The organism is Zunongwangia sp. L-65, from assembly GCF_056859415.1.
Genome location: NZ_JBSXOK010000044.1, coordinates 1 through 15,538 on the forward strand (window position 1 = coordinate 1; position 15,538 = coordinate 15,538).

A 15,538-nucleotide genomic window follows, 5' to 3' on the forward strand; every position below is an offset into this window, starting at 1 on the left:
CGTACTACAGAAATACCGATTTCTATCATTAGCCAAAAATGCGGTTTTAAAGATCACTCTCATTTTTCCAGGAAGTTTAGGCTTCAATACGGGAAGACCCCTTCGCAATACAGAATAGAAAATTTCTGGTCATCATCATAATAGAATAGCTTTTAGGCTTTAGCGACCATTTTATTTGAGGTTATTTGATGAAATTTACTAGTGTAAATGATCGTAGCCTTTAATAGAAACTACTTTCTTTTTCCAGTGATGCGCTGGAAATTTACACCCAAGAAAAATTAAAAATCTTTTTGCGCAGAAAGTAGGAGAAGCCGAAAATCCTTCAAAGAGTAGGTATGTATTAAAACTTAAAACCATGAAAAAGTTAAAAGTAATTTTACCGCTGTTGGCAATCATTTTTGCCATAGGATTGACCTTTGCAAGCGTTAGTCCAAAGTCTGATCCAAATGTTCAGGCAAATGATTATGTTCTTATCAATGGTAATTGGCGTGCTATAGATGAAACACCTTGTCAGGCCGGTGATGAGACCTGTAGGGTTCAATTTGGAGAAAATGGTCCCGTGTATGATGTTTATGACGAAATGGATACATCAACATTAAAAGAAAGTGACTCTGAAGATCCAATTATCTTAGATCCATTATCTTAATTTTGAAATTTTTTAATCCAAAGCACATCGCCTATTGCGATGTGCTTTATTATTTAATTTACCCTTTCAATCTAATTACCTTTTAGTTCAAATTTATTAGAATCAATAAAATATTCTTTTGCGGTCTTTTGAATCTCTTTAGAAGTGAGCGTTTTTAAAAAATCAGCTATTTCAGATCCTTTTATGATTGGCTCGCCAAATTTATAATGTCTATAAAGCGATTGATTCTCCCACTGCATTTGCTTCATGGTTTCGTATTTAATGGCCATTTCCTTTAAAATTATTTGTAAAAGGTCTTCATTAAATTTTCCTTCTTTTAAATCCCTGACCAACTTATTAGTCTCTCGCTCGACTTCCAAGAGCTCTCTTGAAGTGCAATTCAACCTAAATTCGATTTCGTAACGATCCAAAGCACGATTAAAATTTCCCCCAGCAGAAAAATAATACAACGAAAGCCCCTTTTCATATCGAAATTTTGTTAGCAATCTATCGGCAAGTTTTCCTAATACCATCACTTTGAACTCCTCTTTCCAGTCGTCAGTTTTATTTCGTTGCTTTATAAAGCCCAAACCATAAAAAGATTTAGCCGGGTTAGAAGTTCTTGATGAAATTAATTCGTCATTAAAATTCTCTGATAAGCTTATGTTTTTAGAAATACCAGCACACTTAATTGTAGCGTTGTTTTTTAGATTTCCTAAATACTTCAGAAATATCGGGAGCAATTTTTTTTCTTCAAAATCGCCAGTTATTATGAAGGTGAATGCAGCTGGATCACCAAAAAATTGCTTATGAAAATCAACTGCTTTGCTAAATTCAACCTTTTTTAAGCTTTCGGTTCTCATTTCACCCACCGGTATAGCGGATATATCATCGATTTTTTTATGGAAAAGGTCCATTAAATCATTCACATTGCTCGTAGATCTCGAAGAGAAATCCAATTGTTGGTTTTGCCACGCCTTAAAAGCGCTATAGTTTATTTGGGGTTGGGTTGCGAACAAATAAAACAATTGTAGGAAATCTTCAACCTCTTTTTTATCAACTATAGTTTTGACACCAGATTCAATATAATTGATATAGGGATGAAAGCCCATTTGAAATGATTGACTGTTTTGATAAAAACGTTCTAATTCAAACTTATTTAGTTTACCTATTCCAGAATTTAGAATTAGAGATGGTGCATAAATGGCAGAATAATAATCCTTACGAGGAATACAGGATGCTCCATTTGAAGAATACCCTCGAATTAGAAGATCGTCTGTTTTTGAAACCTCTTTCATGGGGTTTAAAATTAGTTTTACCCCATTTTTTAACATTAAGACCTTAGTGCCTAATTTTCCCTTTTTTACAGATACTGGTTCTTCAACGTCTAAGGTTTGTATTTCCTTTGTAGCCATAACTTCAGAAATTACCTTTGGTTCTTTGTAAGGCGGCACGGTCTCTTTAGAGAGTTGAGCGATAAAGTTCCTGGTAAATGTTTCCGAGTTTAGCAGAGTTTGATAATTTTTTGGAATAATGATACCAATATCGTTGGGAGGCGTTGATAATAAATCACGGATAACCAAATTGACCTCTTCTAGTGACACATCTTTTAAGAAAGATCTTATAAGGTTGTTTTTAGTAGCGGGAAGGGGTGTATTGTCAATAAAATGGTTTTGAGTTTCCCTTATCCAATAGTCGGTGGGATTACTTATTTCAGCTGGAAAATTAGTTAATAACTCTCGTTTCGCCTTTAAAAATTCGCTCTTATTTATACCATGTTTTTTTAACTGGTTCATCATTAAAATGCAAGTTTCCAATGACTTTTTTTCAGAGTGCAGGGCTGATTTCAGCATAACTTTAAAGGCAAAAGGTGGTTTGTTTAAATGCTGATTTCCAGAAATACTGGTATGCACACTATAAATATTTGTAGGATTATTAAAAGATTTTCGTGCTTCTTTAAAGCGGTCGTTTAAGACATGCATTAGCAGTTGAACCTTAAGATCTCTTTTCATTCCTTCAATTGTACCCGCTAATAAATTATTTGTAGCGTCCCTGTAATATAAATTAACAGTTATTGGTTTAGCGAGGTTTTGATTTAGCATCGAATCGCTTTCAATAATTTCGAATTTTCGATCACTTTGAAGGTACTTTTGCCAGGGCTCTTCAACCCCCTCTTTTGAAAAATTTTTAATTTCACCGCTAAAATTTTTTTTAATAAGGTCAATCAGATATTCGGCATCATCAATATTTCCGGCGATGCATACAGCTGTTCGTTCCGGTTTATACCATTTATAGTAGTAGGCTTGTACATCCTTTTTAGAAAATGTTTTATTGATCTCCAAAAAGTTGGCCCTATCGGATATCCAGGGGAATAATTTGTTGTTAAGTGCTCGCTGAGGGATCCTGTTACTATCCTGTTTGGATAATTTTTCTTGCAAAAGCACTCCGCGCTCTGTATTGATCCTTTCTTCGGAAAAATCTAAACCAAAAAGAATATCGCTAAACCATAGAATCCCTTTTTCTATACTTTCCTTTTTGTTAGAAGGTAAATAATTATAAACCGTTTTTACACCACTGGTCATTGCACTTACATCCCTTAGGGACATTCCTAAAGATGATAACGTACTAGAATCACCTTTTATCCCTTTCGGAAAATTTTTAGTTTCTCTAAAGGCAAGATGCTCAATAGCATGAGAAAAATCAGCTTGCGAAGGTTTTTCATAAAGAATACCTGTTTTTACGATTAAACTCATTTTGATAGGGCAGTGCTCTTTTTCTATTGGTTTAATATAATAGGTGAACCCATTATTTAATTGACCATAGATGATACTCTGGTCAAGCTTAACGGTGGATTTATTAGGAATAGTTTGTCCCAGGATTATTGGGCAGTTAATCCAATAGCTACATAACAGGTAAATACTACAATAGATGATCTTTTTCATTACTAATAGCCGGGATTTTGGGAGAGATTAGGATTTTTAATTCGTTCTTGCTGGGGGATAGGATATAGTACATCGGTATTTTCCCAGCTGGGATTGCCAGGACTCAATATCGCTTCACTTCTTCGGGTACGTTTTAAATCCAACCAACGATGTCCCCATTCTGTGAAGAATTCTTTTCTACGCTCTTCCAACACTATATTCATTAAAGCATCGGCCTTTATATCTACCGTATTGGAAGAGAGTAGTTCCAGGCCGGCCCGTTTTCTTATTACATTGATATCGGCCATAGCCCCGTTCAAATTCCCCTGGTGAATTCTTGCCTCTGCCCGGATTAAATATTGTTCGGGCAGTCTTAAAACCGTCGAATATTCTTTTATTGGAAAATCACTACTGTTAATGACTTTGTACTTTTTAGCAAAGTAAACTTCAAGAGATTCATTATACCCAATCCATTCCTGTAAACGCTTATCCCCTGGTTCAAAAACTTCAATTAGGCCTTCGGACAGTTTTACCGTAGCAAAAAACCACAGATCGGGATCAATATTTTGTATGGCACCATCCCATGTATGTGTGGTCATTTCACCGTCACCTAGTGGAGAAATTTGCCAAATAGCTTCGGTGCTGTTCGCCAGGAAAATCTCTTCTAAGTTTTCCAGGATTTCATAAGTGTCAGCCTCAATTACTTCATTACTTAGCCTTTCTGCGTTGCTCCAATCTTCTAGGTATAAATACATTCTAGCCAATAATGCAGTTGCAGCATACTGGTTTACCTGCGTTTTTTCGCCATCTGAATAGGTGGCACTCAAGAGTTCCCTGGCCTCTTTTAAATCTGAAATTATTTGATCGTGAATTATTGTTTCTTCCGTACGGGAGGCTAACTCGTTGTCCCGGTAATTTGAAGTTAATATCAATGGAACATCACCATACAGGTTTACTAAATAGAAATAGGCAAAAGCTCGAATAAACCTGGCTTCTCCTTCTAACCGGTTGGCGATTTCAGCACTTAATCCTTCTGCTGTATAAAGCCCTTCCAAAAAGGAATTAGTGAGATAAATGATATGGTAAGCTCCTTGCCATAATTCAAAATTGTTCTGATTATCCGGCGTTATTTCATTCTCCTGAAACTGCATCCTTGGGATATTAGAGGTCGAAAGGCTTTGTAAATTATCTGCCGATAGTCCACAAAGTACACTAACACTGCTTCTGCTCCCATTACTGAAGGCCGCCATATACAATTCGTTGTATATCCCCCTCATTGCACTTTGGGCGGTTTCATCACTTTTAAATACCTCGCTTCTAATGAGCTTATTGTTAGGGGCATCTACAGTTATAAATTCTTCGCAAGCGATAAAGTGGAAACTTATTAGTACCAGTGTGGCATGATATATAATTTTTTTAATTATCATAAATTTGAGTTTAAAGGTTTACTTGAATACCGGCTGTAATTGATCTTAAGTTGCGAAATCCGGAACCTGAATTTGATTCATCGGGATCAAGACCGTTATATGATGTGAGCGTAAATAGGTTTTGGCCGTGTAGAAAAAGTCTTATGTTTTCAAGGCCAATCTTTTTAGAAAAACTATTCCCAAGATTATAATTTATGGATACGGTTTTTAACCGTAAGAAAGAGGCGTCTTCTACCGGAAAATTGCTGTTTACAATGCGATTAAATGCCGTGGTCGCCCGGCTGGTTTGTGAATATTCCTGATAGCGCTCATTTGACAATACCATTGCAAGAACATTAGCATCCCTTCCGGCATTAAAGAGCGTATTTTTACCTTCCTGTTTTACAAATTCCACTAAGCATTGCAGTGAAAAATTTTTAAATCTAAGATTATTCGTAATTCCACCGTAATATTTACGATTTAAATCCTGAATGATTATTCGGTCTTCATAATCGTAACTTCCATCGTCGTTGATATCCTTGACGGTGTAAAAGCCTGTCTCAGGATCTAGCCCGGTATATTCATATAATAATGAAATATTTAATGGATGTCCCACGCGATAGGTGTTAGCATAGGATGATTGTTCGATGCCGGGGTAACTAATTAGTTCATTTCTTGGAAAACTTAAGTTAAAGGAGGTTTGCCATTGAAAATTTTTGGTGGTTATAGTATTACTGCTGGCTTCAATTTCCCAGCCCCTGTTTTCTACAGTGGCGGGTAAATTAGCCTGAACGGTTGTAAAACCGGTGATATAAGGTAGTGGATAGCCAACAAGCTGATTGGAGGAGCGGTTTTGATATCTGCTGATGGCTATTCTAAACCGATCTTCTAAAAATCCCAATTCCAGTCCTACTTCTAACTTTTTATTGACTTCCCAGGAGTAATCAGGGTTAGCCAGGGCGGTAGGGTATAAGCCCCCGGGACCGGTTGTGGCTTCATAGGCATCTAAATACCCATAATCGCCAATCTGATCATTACCGGTTGTACCATAACTTCCTCTTAATTTTCCAAAACTTAGAAACGGAAGCGCGTTTTTAATAAGGTTCTCTTCGGTAAAAATCCAGGCTGTACCAATGGCACCAAAATTTGCAAATCTATTATTTGGACCAAAACGAGAGGAGCCATCACGCCTGCCCGTAAAGTTTATATAATATTTTTTATCGTAATTAAGACCAATCCTAGAAAACAATGCATTGTAGCGGTATTCGCTTTGCTGATTTCTGGCATTTAGAATATTTTCAGCAGCAGCTACATTTCCTATTAAGGTTTCAGATGCATAGCCACTCCCCTGAAACCTAAGCTGTCGTCCTGAGTTATCCTGGAAGGTAGTCCCCAAAAGCGCGTTAAGGCTTAGCTTACCAAAATTAGAAGTATAGATCAATTGTGGTTCTATAATCCAGGAGGTTCTATTGGAAGTTGAATGTGTCGACATATTAGGAAAACCATCACTTGGGCTATATGAGCGTTTTGGCTGTTTCCACAGTTCTTCGCTGTTATAATAAGAATATCCCAGACTTGTTTTAAACTCTAGCCCTTTAGCAACCTCATAGGATAAGGTAGCATTGGAAATAAAATTATTGGTTTGGGTTTCAGTGGTATTATAATATCCTTCCATGGGATTGGTTAAGCCTGCCAGTGCCCAGTCTTCCCAGTTTAAAGTTCCGTCCTCATTAAATATGGTTGGTGCGTTTGGTGGCAATCGTGAGACGGAAGAATTTAGATTTAAATTTCCTACCAAATTATTAACATCTACACCATAATTCACCGCAAGGTTTATATGGAATTTACCATTTGTAGAATGATGATTTAAATTGAAATCACCGGTTACTTTTCGATAATCGTATTCTCCCGGGTAGACGGTACCTTGTGAGAAATAGGAACCTCCCAATCTGTAGGAAGTGTTTTTTTCTCCACCCGAAAAAGTGAGATTGGCATTGGTAGTTTCCGCAGTGCCACCAAATAAAAAATCCTGCCAATCGGTATACCTGTCCTGATCCCATAGTAGCAAATCATAGGCATTACGTTCGGTAGGTGCAACCCCATCATTTTCAAAAGCCTCTTTTCTTACGGCCAGGTATTGCTGGGTGTTTAATAAATCCAGCCGATTAGGAACTGTGGCTACGCCGGTATAAAACCTGGCTTCCAGCCCAGTACCGATTTTCCTGCCTTTTTTTGTAGTAATCAATATCACTCCATTAGCCCCTCGCGACCCATAAATGGCTGTAGCATCGGCATCTTTTAATACTTCTATACTTTCAATATTGGAAACACTAAGATTATTAAGGGGATCGATACCGGCACTTCCAATAACAGAATTGGTTTCGATGGGAGTGGAGTTAATGGGTACCCCATCAATAATATATAAAGGCAGGTTTCCTTCTTGCCGTAAACTATTTGTACCCCTAATACGAATAGTTGGTGCGGTGCCGGGATTACTTCCACCCGGTATGATTTCTACTCCTGCCATTCTCCCTTGCAATGCCTGTAGCGGACTAATGACAGGCTGGTTTTCTATTTCCTCGGTCGTGACTCTCGCAATATTTCCTGTGCTTTCCCTTCGGGTGGTATTATAATAGCCGGCATTGATTTGCACTTCGCCCAGGGCGGCGATATCTTCTTCGAGTTGGATGTTGATTACCTCTCGCCCGTCTATGGGTACTTCCCGGGTTTTATAACCGATATAAGAAAAAACTAAAGTAGCGTTTGCGGGGTTGGTAATACGATATTCCCCGTCTAAGTTGGTGACCACACCCCGTTTGGTATCTTTTAAAATAATGCTCACGCCCGGAATGGGAAGGCCATTTTGATCTGTGACCGTTCCGGTAATTTGTTGTTGTTGCAGTATTGGATAAGTAGGGTTTGTCGCATGTGCAGCTTTGGGCAGACACAAGAGTATCCCGCCTATAATTATTAGCGCCACGTATGTATGGCACGAGTAATTATTTTTCATAATTTTACGTGTGATTTAAATGAAACAATGTTTTATTTAAGCTTAAGCCTTCCCCGTCCAGACGCCAATCTCACGGGGAAAAGCTTATGCTAAGCTAAAATCAAATTAATCCCAGCCCTCTGGATAAAGGACTAGGGCATGACAGCTCCCTATAGCCGAAAATGCCATAGTAACAATGTTCCCAAAGCCCTTAGGCTTTTCCCAACCCACACTGTACAAAATAGGGTTAACAGCACCCACGGGATGATGTAAATTTTAGCCTGTCCCGCAACAAGCTTACCATTAGACATAAGATGTGATAACCAAAACTGTATATTTTGGGATTGCGAGACTTAAAAATTATAGAAAATCACTTTGAAAATTATGAAGAGAAACGGCCCGATGTGCGAAAATAAAAAAGGGCGTGGCTCAACTTATTGACTCGAGGCCTGGTAAAACCTAACCACAATAAGTTATGTAAAGCCCACGCCCCGGGTCGTGAGCATTAACACTTATCATCTCGTGGTTTGTTGAAAATTACCAGTTTTCGAGTCGAGATTCAAAGCGAATGCTTCTAATGTTTTTACTTAAGAAGTTTCGCAAATATAATAAACTGAGATAAATATAGAATAATTTTTCGGTACGCCAAAGCGTACCGAAAAATATTTTAAGTTATAGTTAATTGCATTTATGGAAGAAAAAGCAATTAACCATATCAAACTTAGGGCATCTTTAGCATTAAATAAATTGCTTTTACAGAGTAAACTTTTTAAGGATTTGGATTTTGACGATACTACTAAATTTGCAAAAAGCTATGGTAAGATTTCAGCAAATGCTGATTTAAGAAAAGCAACAGTTTCAGATAATTTTAATGCTAAGAGTGATGTAAGGTTTTCGACTTTAACTTCTATAGTTGAAGGTATGGGGTTTACATTAAGCGAATTTGCAAAAATATATGATTCAATTAAAAAAACTGAAATGGATCAATTTGCTGAGGCTCTAAATAATAAGAGTAAATAGTAATCTACCCAAGTTTGATTTCTCCTGATTATAATTATCTTTTTTCTCCATTTACGGTAAACCGTATTTTTTCTATAAGCGAGGTTAGTATATTTATAGCGTTGATATCCAAAAAATAGTTATAATAAATGATTATTTTTATATGGATATAACGAGTTGGCAACCATTTTTCAAGAAATCTAACTAACCTAAAATCAGATTAATGCAATTTGTATACATTGATGAAAGCGGAACAGGTGATGAACCTATTGGAGTAATGGTAGGAATTTTAGCTGATTCCTATAGAATGAGACCAACAAAGGAAGATTGGTTAAATCTTTTAATAAAATTGAGTTCCATTGTTGGAAGAGAAATTGATGAAATTCACACAAGAGACTTTTATTCAGGAAATAGTCCTTGGCGGGGATTAAGTGGAAAACAAAGATCAGATATCATTTCTGCCATCATTGATTGGCTTCACGAACGAAGACATTCAATCGTCTATACAGCAGTTCACAAAGAAACTTTTTATAAACTAAAAGAAGAAAATGAAAAGTTACAAGAGATTGGAACATTATGGAGGTTTATGGCTTTACATTTAGCTCTATCATTACAAAAATTTAATCAAGGATCAGCCCGTGGTAAAAAAAGAAAAATTAATGCTAAAGGTTCAACCTTATTAATATTTGATCACGAACACAGAGAACAACAAAGGTTTACCGATTTGGTGCTTTCTCCTCCTGATTGGACTGATACTTACTATGACAAAAAGCCTAAACAAGAAAAAATGAGTCAAATTATTGATGTTCCACATTTTGTGGATTCTAAACAAGTTGGCTTAATTCAACTCGCAGATTTTCTGTGCTTCTTCCTTCGAAAACATATAGAATTAGAAGAAGGTTTTGTAGATCCTTCTTATGCAGATGAACTGGACAAAGTGAAAGATTGGACAGAGCAAATAATTGCACGTTCTATACCTAAAAGTAATATTTTACTATCCAGAGGAAGGTGTGATTGTGCAGAGTTATTTTATGAATGTGCACCAGAATCAATTAAATAATAGAAATATGAAATTAGAAATCGACAACACACCAATGATGTCTGAAATTTTTAAAACTCAGGCATATATCAAAACTTTTGCTTCTATTCTTTTATCAGAAGAACAGAAAAAAGAATTTGATGAAAAATTTGCGGCCAACTATAAAAATGTGATCTCAGAATTTTTAGAAACATTCCCGAACTCAATTGACAATGCCGAAGAGCTTAAAAATGCTCTTTCTGATAATTCCTGAGTAACAGAAAAACGATTACCAACATCGGTTAACGGCCAATATGCGGTATTCGAACAAAATCGCTAATTTAGAACACCTAACAATAAAACCGTAAGCCGACAACTCCGCGTGCTAATTTCCGCACACGGGCGTTAACCGTAACTGTTACCTGCAATTATTAAGAAACTACAGCATAATAAGACAAAAGTAGAATGAAGTATAAAAATATCCGAGAAGAAGAACTGAAAAATAAAGTTGGAGTTGACTACTTTAAGCTATTTGACACAACTGAAATCCTTGGTAATATTGACTTTACAGTTTTTCCCAAACAAGACAGTTTATTCGGACGAACACCACTTTTATGGGCAGAAGCTAAAACTGGTAATTTTGACATTCCGGCTATGTTTGTTCAACTCATTTTGACAATCGGGAGGGCAAGAACATTCGACAAAACTCTACCACCGGCTTTTTTGGGTGCCTTTGACTATAAAAAAATAGCTTTTGTTGACTACGTAAACATTCAAGATATTTTCTATCTCAATGACTTTAATTGGAATGTAACTCCAAGTAATCACGAAACAAAAGAATTTAAATTAATTAAAAATCGAATTGTATCTATCTTAAAATCGAAAACTTATGTTTTTGATTTTCAAAATGATGAAAAGCTACTACATACATTTATAAAAAATAATGTGGCCAAAGCCACAACAAAAAGTAAAATTAAAATTGACAAGAACAATTTCATCCCGATATACTTACGTTGGATTGAAATTGTAAAACCAATAATTGACGTTAATTGGGATGAACTAAAAAAAGCAAATATCTTTGATAGTGATTTTTATTTAGCGGACATATTTGTTGACGACAAAGGCACGCAAAATATAGATGATGATTTAACCATAAGAGATAGTTTATTTGTTGTATTTCAGAACCAAGGCTACAAAATTGCAAAAGAAAACATCAAGCAAATGTTTGATGCTACTATTAACATACGTAATAAAAATGCTTATTTACAATTCTGGAAACTCTATAAACGTCCTCCGATACAAGAATTTCAAGATTATATTATTGAACGAAGAGATTTACTTGTACCTCAAGATATTCGAGAAAGAAAAGGAGCATTTTTTACTCCAAGAATTTGGGTAGAACTATCTCAAAAATACCTTACTGATTACTTGGGAGAAGATTGGCAAGACGAATATTATGTCTGGGATTGTGCTGCAGGAACGGGAAACCTTTTGGCAGGTTTGACTAATAAATACAATATTTATGCAAGTACTTTAGATCAAGCTGACATAAACGTAATGCACGAACGTATTGACCATGGTGCAAACCTTTTGAAAAATCACGTATTCCAGTTTGACTTTTTAAATGATGACTTTTCAAATTTGCCAGAAAGCCTTCAAGATATTATAAACGATCCTGAAAAAAGAAAAAAATTAGTCATCTATATCAATCCACCATATGCAGAGGGTGATACCCATTCTGAAAATAAAATAATCAGAAAAGGTGTTGCTCAATCAAATATTTACAAAAAATATAAAGATGTTTTAGGGCAAGTAGTTAGTGAACTTTTTATTCAATTTCTCGGCAGGATTTATAGAGAATTACCAGAATCTACTGTTGGTACATTTAGCACTTTAAAATATTTAAACTCTCCAAAATCATCAAAATTTAGGAACTTTTTTAAAGCAAAAGCAGAGAGTGGTTTTATCACGATTGGAAATTCTTTTGATAACGTAATTGGAAAATTTCCAATTGGATTTATTATTTGGAATTTAAAAGAAAAAAAAATATTTCAGTCAATAGATTGTGATGTTTATAATAAAAAAGGAGATTTTGTTGGTAAAAAATTATTTGAAAATTATGATGACAAGAAATTTTTGAATGATTGGTTAAAATTAAATTATGATAAAATAAATGAACGAATTGGTGTTTTAGGTTTTGTAGCTAATGATTTTCAGAATCAAAAATTAGTTTTTATTACAACTAATGGTAGAGGTCATCACGAAACATATATTACACCAGCAAATTTAATTGCAATGTCAATTTATTTTACAGTTCGCCATTGTTTAAACCATAATTGGCTAAATCATAATGACCAATTTTTATTCCCAATGGATGCCTGGGAGAATGACAGTGTTTTTCATAATGATTGTCTGGCTTTTTCTCTCTTTTATGAAAAAAATCAAATAAAATCGAATGATGGTCGTAATCACTGGATCCCATTTACTGAACAAGAAGTAAATGCTCAAAATAGATTTGAAAGCCATTTTATGACCCATTTCATGAACGGTAAAATAAAAATAGAAAGCGAAAGCAACATATTTGGAACTCCCACAAATCAAAATTTAAAAAGAGAATTTTCGGAAGAAGCCCAAGCCGTATTTAATGCAGGGAGAGAACTCTGGAAATATTATCACAGCAAACCGAAAGTCAACGCAAACGCCAGTTTATATGACATTAGAGAATATTTTCAAGGCAGAAATGGCAGAGGTAGAATGAATAATAAAAGTGATGACGAAAAATACATGGAATTGATTGGCGAATTAAGAAATAAACTTAACTTTTTAGCTGATAAAATCAAACCAAAAATATACGAATACAAATTTTTGATAGAATAATAACTGCTGGCAATAACTAAGTCTTCTTGTGATCGGTACGACCTAACATGAAGATACTGTTGATTGGTAGTTATGTGGTTTTAATTATTTGTGGAGCATTTTAATAGTAGCCGTTAGGCTAGGGGAGAGGCGAGAGAATTACAGGTTGAGTTTTTACGGGCTTCTAATTCTTAAAAAAGTATTGGAGATTATATGTATGTAGCCACAAATACTTTTAAAAAAATTAAAAATCCTTTAGATTAGTCATCGCTTAAAGAGAAATAAACGTACCGGTTATACATACTTTGGAATACAAATTATGACTAACAAACAGAGGGAAATTCTTTTAGATTTAAAATATAGAAAAGAAAATATTTTTCAAATAGATCACCCTTTTGATATACTTATTCATTCGGTTTTAAATACTGTCGGTTTGAATGAGTTAATCAAAATTTACATTAACGATAGCTTTATAGAACTTTAAAAATCTCTTTATTCAAATATTGAAAAAAGATTGAAGGCTTCCCTGTTTTTCAAACAGTTTAAAAATCAACTATTTTTAAGTTATGAAGAAAAGCAGATTTACAGAAGCACAAATAATTGCAATGCTTCAACAGTACGAATCGGGAATGAAGGTTACCGACATTTGCCGAGACAAAGGAATTACCACGGCGGCCTTTTATAGCTGGAAGCGTAAGTATGGTGGTATGGATGCTCAACAACTCAAAGAGCTTAAATCGCTTCAGGAAGAGAATCAGCGTCTAAAGCAGATGTATGCTGATTTGAGTCTTGACCACCGTATCCTTAAAGATATTATTGAAAACCTGCCTGCCGGCAGGCAGGAAAGCTTTAAAGCCTTGTGAACGTAAGGAATTGGCCGATCAAGTAGTTAAGCAGGAGAAGCTGAGTATTGTGAGAGCTTGCGAGTTGGTTTGCTTAAGTCGCTCTATGTGGTATTATAAGACCAAGAGGGATGATTCTGAAGTAATAGACAAACTTACAGAAATGAGTGAGATCAAACCTAATCGAGGATTTGATTACTATTTCTACAGGATCCGATCACAAGGCTTTAAATGGAATCGGAAACGAGTCCTTCGGGTATACAGGCTTTTAGGCCTGCAATTGAGAAGAAAGATCAAAAAGCGCCTTCCAGCTCGTGTTAAAACTCCTCTAGATCAACCTCAGGCACCAAGACAGGTGTGGAGTGCAGATTTTATGAGTGATGGTCTAATGACAGGAAGAAAGTTTAGGGTATTTAACCTTATTGATGATTATAACAGAGAGGCACTATGTACTACTCCAGCACTATCAATGCCTGCCCTCCGTGTGGTGGAATATCTAAGTCAGGCCATAGAGATCTACGGCAAACCTTTACAAATACGAGTGGATAATGGTCCGGAATTTATCTCGAAAATATTTACGTCATACTGCGAAACTGAAGGAATCGATATCAATTATATTCAACCTGGAAAACCATCGCAAAACGGTTACATAGAAAGGTTCAACAAAACATTTAGAGAAGACGTTTTGGATGCTTACATCTTCCGAAATTTAGAAGAAGTACAACAGATAGCTGAGGACTTCAGAGAAGATTATAACAAATACCATCCACATAAATCAATGGGCAGAAAAAGCCCTAAACAGATCTATAAAGAATTTTCATTGGGTCTAGACCCAATGAAAAAAGAAAAATTGTGTAATTTAGAGCTGTCCGAAAACGGGTAAGTCTTCACTTATTTCTGTAATTATCACTTGATTCGGGGCATAAAATGTCATAGTGCCATCATCAAAATCAAAGTGCTGCTGGCCATATCGCATTTTACCTTTAAAATTCTTTTTGATTGCTATGCAATAAAATCCGTAAGTAACCGCCTCTAATTTCTCATCATCATAACACTTAATGGTAGAAAAATCAATTAAACTAATTAATGGGTGCTTCGGTTTTGGCAACTCTAAAAGTTGATGCAGATCTCGGATTGACTGAATTATATAAGGTTTCATTGAAAACAAATTTATAAAAATAGAATTTACGCTTCCTATTTAATCAAAATCGGTAGATAACGTCAAAGATTTCCATTTTTCAAATTCTGCATCTTCCTGCGCTCTTTTTTGGGTCACCAGCTCATAGGTGTCCGGCCCTAAAAGTAAATGAAGAGGCGGCTGTTCCATTTCACTTATTTGAACTAATATTTTTGATAGTTTGTCGGGATCTCCGGGCTGTGTTCCACTAAATTTAGTCCACATCTTTTCAGCTTTATCTACACCATACACTTCAATACGGTTCTTTACATAGTTGATGGAATTCATAAATTCTGTTCTAAATTGTCCAGGTGCAACTACCGTTACTTTTATCCCGAAATTTATTACTTCTTGAGCTAAGGCTTCGGAAATTCCGATAAGCGCAAATTTAGCTGCATTATAACTTGCCGCCTTTTCAAAGCCAATATACCCCGCATTGGAAGAAATATTAATGATGTGTCCACTTTGCTGCTTACGCAAATGAGGCATCATATTCCGGATGATATTAACCGTCCCAAAAAGATTCACATCCATAGTTGCCCGAAACTCTGCATCAGTCATTTGCTCCATACTTCCCACCAAGCTATAACCAGCATTATTGACTACTACATCGATACGCCCTAGTTTTTCAATACTTTCATCAATAGCTTTCTTTACAGCTGTATCCGAAGTAATATCTAATTTTACTGGAAAAAGATTTTCTTT

General features: G+C 35.6%; 13 protein-coding genes. 8 read left to right on the forward strand and 5 right to left on the reverse strand.

Features of this window, described 5'->3' with window-relative positions; all coding sequences use genetic code 11:
* The first annotated feature begins 12 nt into the window (after positions 1-12).
* Positions 13-141, forward strand: a complete 129-nt coding sequence (locus tag AC13DP_RS04765) for an AraC family transcriptional regulator (protein ID WP_483067144.1) — start codon at positions 13-15, stop codon at positions 139-141.
* Between the two features lie 214 nt (positions 142-355).
* The gene (locus AC13DP_RS04770) at positions 356-646 is read left to right on the forward strand and encodes a DUF6520 family protein (protein WP_483067387.1); all 291 of its coding nucleotides are present in this window, start codon (positions 356-358) and stop codon (positions 644-646) included.
* Between the two features lie 71 nt (positions 647-717).
* Here AC13DP_RS04770 and AC13DP_RS04775 read toward each other — a convergent pair whose 3' ends face one another.
* Genes AC13DP_RS04775 through AC13DP_RS04785 form a run of 3 tightly spaced genes read right to left on the reverse strand, consistent with a single transcriptional unit; the run spans position 718 to position 7,962 of the window.
* Positions 718-3,567 (reverse strand): M16 family metallopeptidase, encoded by a 2,850-nt coding sequence (locus AC13DP_RS04775; protein ID WP_483067388.1) that lies wholly within the window; start codon positions 3,565-3,567, stop codon positions 718-720.
* A 2-nt stretch (positions 3,568-3,569) separates the two neighbouring features.
* Complete coding sequence (locus AC13DP_RS04780) at positions 3,570-4,973, reverse strand: RagB/SusD family nutrient uptake outer membrane protein (protein WP_483067389.1); 1,404 nt, start codon at positions 4,971-4,973, stop codon at positions 3,570-3,572.
* A 10-nt stretch (positions 4,974-4,983) separates the two neighbouring features.
* Positions 4,984-7,962, reverse strand: a complete 2,979-nt coding sequence (locus AC13DP_RS04785) for a SusC/RagA family TonB-linked outer membrane protein (RefSeq protein ID WP_483067390.1) — start codon at positions 7,960-7,962, stop codon at positions 4,984-4,986.
* A gap of 669 nt (positions 7,963-8,631) precedes the next feature.
* Between AC13DP_RS04785 and AC13DP_RS04790 the strand changes: the two genes are divergently transcribed.
* From AC13DP_RS04790 to AC13DP_RS04815, 6 genes are all read left to right on the forward strand, one after another.
* Positions 8,632-8,961 carry a hypothetical protein gene (locus AC13DP_RS04790; protein ID WP_013073473.1) on the forward strand — a complete coding sequence of 110 codons (330 nt, stop codon included), beginning with the start codon at positions 8,632-8,634 and terminating at the stop codon, positions 8,959-8,961.
* 202 nt (positions 8,962-9,163) lie between these two features.
* Positions 9,164-10,000 (forward strand): DUF3800 domain-containing protein, encoded by an 837-nt coding sequence (locus tag AC13DP_RS04795; protein ID WP_483067391.1) that lies wholly within the window; start codon positions 9,164-9,166, stop codon positions 9,998-10,000.
* Positions 10,001-10,007: 7 nt separating this feature from the next.
* The gene (locus AC13DP_RS04800) at positions 10,008-10,232 is read left to right on the forward strand and encodes a hypothetical protein (RefSeq protein WP_483067392.1); all 225 of its coding nucleotides are present in this window, start codon (positions 10,008-10,010) and stop codon (positions 10,230-10,232) included.
* Positions 10,233-10,423: 191 nt separating this feature from the next.
* The gene (locus tag AC13DP_RS04805; protein ID WP_483067393.1) at positions 10,424-12,835 is read left to right on the forward strand and encodes a hypothetical protein; all 2,412 of its coding nucleotides are present in this window, start codon (positions 10,424-10,426) and stop codon (positions 12,833-12,835) included.
* 545 nt (positions 12,836-13,380) lie between these two features.
* Entirely contained in the window at positions 13,381-13,677 is a 297-nt protein-coding gene (locus AC13DP_RS04810; RefSeq protein ID WP_483067394.1) for a transposase, read from the forward strand.
* Positions 13,631-14,539, forward strand: a complete 909-nt coding sequence (locus tag AC13DP_RS04815; protein WP_483067395.1) for an IS3 family transposase — start codon at positions 13,631-13,633, stop codon at positions 14,537-14,539. Before AC13DP_RS04810 ends, AC13DP_RS04815 begins: the two co-directional genes overlap by 47 nt.
* On the opposite strand, the gene AC13DP_RS04820 is transcribed toward AC13DP_RS04815, so the two are convergent.
* Complete coding sequence (locus tag AC13DP_RS04820) at positions 14,516-14,815, reverse strand: hypothetical protein (RefSeq protein ID WP_339612058.1); 300 nt, start codon at positions 14,813-14,815, stop codon at positions 14,516-14,518. The genes AC13DP_RS04815 and AC13DP_RS04820 overlap by 24 nt on opposite strands.
* 39 nt (positions 14,816-14,854) lie before the next feature.
* On the reverse strand, positions 14,855-15,538 hold a 684-nt coding region (locus AC13DP_RS04825; RefSeq protein ID WP_483067396.1), incomplete at its 5' end, for an SDR family NAD(P)-dependent oxidoreductase.

What these genes read in the sequence shown, in the direction of transcription:
- AC13DP_RS04770 (WP_483067387.1), top strand. Translation starts at nt 356, where the DNA reads ATGAAAAAGTTAAAAGTAATTTTACCGCTGTTGGCAATCATTTTTGCC.
- AC13DP_RS04775 (WP_483067388.1), bottom strand. Translation starts at nt 3,567, where the DNA reads ATGAAAAAGATCATCTATTGTAGTATTTACCTGTTATGTAGCTATTGG.
- AC13DP_RS04780 (WP_483067389.1), bottom strand. Translation starts at nt 4,973, where the DNA reads ATGATAATTAAAAAAATTATATATCATGCCACACTGGTACTAATAAGT.
- AC13DP_RS04785 (WP_483067390.1), bottom strand. Translation starts at nt 7,962, where the DNA reads ATGAAAAATAATTACTCGTGCCATACATACGTGGCGCTAATAATTATA.
- AC13DP_RS04790 (WP_013073473.1), top strand. Translation starts at nt 8,632, where the DNA reads ATGGAAGAAAAAGCAATTAACCATATCAAACTTAGGGCATCTTTAGCA.
- AC13DP_RS04795 (WP_483067391.1), top strand. Translation starts at nt 9,164, where the DNA reads ATGCAATTTGTATACATTGATGAAAGCGGAACAGGTGATGAACCTATT.
- AC13DP_RS04800 (WP_483067392.1), top strand. Translation starts at nt 10,008, where the DNA reads ATGAAATTAGAAATCGACAACACACCAATGATGTCTGAAATTTTTAAA.
- AC13DP_RS04805 (WP_483067393.1), top strand. Translation starts at nt 10,424, where the DNA reads ATGAAGTATAAAAATATCCGAGAAGAAGAACTGAAAAATAAAGTTGGA.
- AC13DP_RS04810 (WP_483067394.1), top strand. Translation starts at nt 13,381, where the DNA reads ATGAAGAAAAGCAGATTTACAGAAGCACAAATAATTGCAATGCTTCAA.
- AC13DP_RS04820 (WP_339612058.1), bottom strand. Translation starts at nt 14,815, where the DNA reads ATGAAACCTTATATAATTCAGTCAATCCGAGATCTGCATCAACTTTTA.